This is a genomic window from Negativicutes bacterium, assembly GCA_018052945.1.
GTDB lineage: Bacteria > Bacillota > Negativicutes > JAGPMH01 > JAGPMH01 > JAGPMH01.
The window spans coordinates 1-2,822 of sequence record JAGPMH010000085.1 but is presented as its reverse complement, the minus strand read 5'-3'; the positions used below and the strand labels follow the sequence as shown (position 1 = coordinate 2,822).

General features: G+C 34.5%; 2 protein-coding genes. Both read right to left on the bottom strand.

What is annotated here, in order from left to right; genetic code table 11:
• Nucleotides 1–52: 52 nt before the first annotated feature.
• Nucleotides 53–1,429, bottom strand: a complete 1,377-nt coding sequence (locus KBI38_08280; protein ID MBP8630038.1) for an NAD(P)/FAD-dependent oxidoreductase — start codon at nt 1,427–1,429, stop codon at nt 53–55.
• A gap of 166 nt (nt 1,430–1,595) precedes the next feature.
• Nucleotides 1,596–2,735, bottom strand: coding sequence for a hypothetical protein (locus tag KBI38_08275; protein MBP8630037.1), 1,140 nt, complete (start codon nt 2,733–2,735; stop codon nt 1,596–1,598).
• Nucleotides 2,736–2,822: the final 87 nt, after the last annotated feature.

The following is a 2,822-nucleotide window of genomic DNA, read 5'->3' as shown; positions in this document are numbered from 1 at the left end:
CGACACCGGAAATTAAAAAGTTACCACCTACCATTAATTTTCTCATAGCTTATCACCCCTCTAATCGTTTCAATATATTACGAGCCACATAGACTCCACTAGCACTAGCTTGCGATAATCCTCTAGTTACACCTGCGCCATCGCCAATCGCAAACAAATTATCAATGATGGTTTCTAACTCAGTACTTAGTTCCAATCTTGAACTATAGAATTTAACTTCCACCCCATATAACAAGGTATCGTCATTAGCCATTCCTGGTGCTATTTTATCAAGGGCATAAATCATTTCAATAATGTTGTCTAAATGCCGCTTTGGCAATACCAAGCTAAGATCTCCCGCTGTCGCTTGCAACGTCGGTTTGACAAAACTTTGCTCAATACGATGTTCAGAACTACGCCGCCCCTTAATTAAATCACCAAAGCGCTGTACTAACACACCGCCCCCCAGCATATTAGAAAAAGACGCAATACTTTTTCCGTACTTATGTGGCTCCTTAAACGGTTCCGTAAATTTATTGCTGACCAATAAGGCAAAGTTAGTATTAGTGCTTTGTAATGCTTCATCACGATAACTATGACCATTGACCGTAATAATGCCATCAGTATTTTCATTTACCACATAGCCTTTCGGATTCATACAAAAAGTTCTTACTAAATCGCCATATTGTTTGGTACGGTAAACCAATTTTGCTTCATACACTTCATCAGTAATATGCTCAAAAACCATTGCCGGAACTTCCACTCTAACGCCCACATCAACTTGATTATTTAGTAAATTAATCCCAATACTTTTACATTGCTCCGAAAACCACTCTGCTCCGGCTCGGCCCGGTGCAGCAATAATATACTTAGCACTAATTAACTCATTTTTAGTTTTTATCGCCAAATTTTTATCCTTAACAACAATTTCTTCAACGCTTGTATTAAATTTAAAGGTAACTTTATCCTTAAGATATTCATAAATTTCCGTTAAGATTTTATAATTATTTTCCGTTCCTAAATGCCTTACTTTTGCCTCTAGTAAATTAATACCGTGACTTAACGCACTTTTCGCAATTTTACTGTTTTTGGTAGTAAAGTACTCTTCCGGTGCTCCAAAGCTGATATTTATTTTATCAATATAATCAATGAGCGCTAAAACCTCTTCATCAGAAATATACTCATTAAGCCATCCACCAAATTTAGTCGTAAAATTATATTTACCATCAGAAAAGGCTCCGGCACCGCCGAACCCCCTCATAATGCTACAAACATCACAAGAAATACAATTTTTTATTTTTTTCCCATCAATAGGACAATGCCTTTTATAAATATCACGACCGGTCTCCACCATCACCACTTTTAAGTTCGGTTTTTTGCTTACTAATTCATAGGCTGAAAAAATCGCCGCCGGTCCTGCACCAATTAGCAAAACATCACAATCCATCATCAGTCACCTCTTTTAGAAAATAGATAGCAAAAAGAGAATTAACATTGTACCCTCTCCCATTAAGCTTTGTTCACTCTATACTTATAAAGCTGCAAATCTTGCGGTGCAATTCAGATTTAGCCTGAATTAAGTTTACATTTGTTAATTCTCTTCATTGAGATTTAATTTATTTCTTCAGTTTACTTTTTTTAGTTTTAGTAGTTTTATAATCAACCGTTTTGTTATTAAGTTGATTTAACATAATTATTAAGCCTAGTACAAACCAATATTGTCGCATAACCATTGGCTCATAAACATTGTATTTATAAATTCCTTCTACCAATAATGTTACCGTTGAAATAATAATCGTACTACTTAATAAATAATCTTTATCTTGAAAATATTTCTTACCAAAATAAAATAAAATATAAGCAAATAATATAACAAAGCCTAGTAAACCTATTATACCACCTTCAACTAAAAAGTTGAAAACATTACTTTGCGCATTAGTAAAAGTCAGGTTATTCAAGACAACATTAAACTGGCTATGGCCAATACCAATAATTTGGTTGTTTTGAAAAACATTAATAGCTTCATTCCATAATGACATTTTTTCTGTCAGGTTAATATTAGCAAAGTTTAATACTGCTACAGCTCCCGCCATTACACTAACCACTAAGCTTACAGCTACCTTAAGTTTATTTTGATAATTAACTGCCGTCGCTAATAATCCCAAAACCATTAAGCCCAGTAAAGTGCTACTATTGCCCAGCAATAATAAGACTATTACTGCTAAACCGCTAATACCAAGTAGCCCTTGTTGTTGGCTAGCTGAAAAATCAAATTTATCAAAAGTCGTAACAAGGGTAGCAATTCCTATTAATAAACTGGTAGTTAAGAAATCCACCTCATTGGTATAGCCTACTACCGGCAATTTCATCACAATTTGATAAAAAGCATACGCGCTATTTAAAAGTACACTACCACCTAAGGCTAATACTGCCCAAGGAACTTGTTTTTTTTCACTTAGTAACAATAACGGGAAAAACATTGGTAAGATATTTAAGATTAACGCAAAGCCGGCTCTACTACTTTCCGCTGAATTCTCAGCCCATACTCCGGCAATAGCAACACTACTACAAAAAATCACTAATGAAATAACAATCCCCTTCGGGCAACTCATCTTCAGCGGAACCTTTAGTGCTCTAATAAAAACATAAATAATCCCTAATACCAACATCAAATTAGTAGCTGCATCTGAAAGCCCTAAGAAAAAAGCAAATGCTAATAAAACATATAATGCTAAATCAAACTTCGGTAAAATCAACTCTCCAACTCCTCATACAGATATTTTTCGACATATATTGTCATACATTGATATTCTACACAAAGGGATGTAATCCTTTTAATTATT

Coding starts and splice junctions, on each gene's coding strand:
- KBI38_08280 (MBP8630038.1), bottom strand. CDS start 1,429: ATGATGGATTGTGATGTTTTGCTAATTGGTGCAGGACCGGCGGCGATT.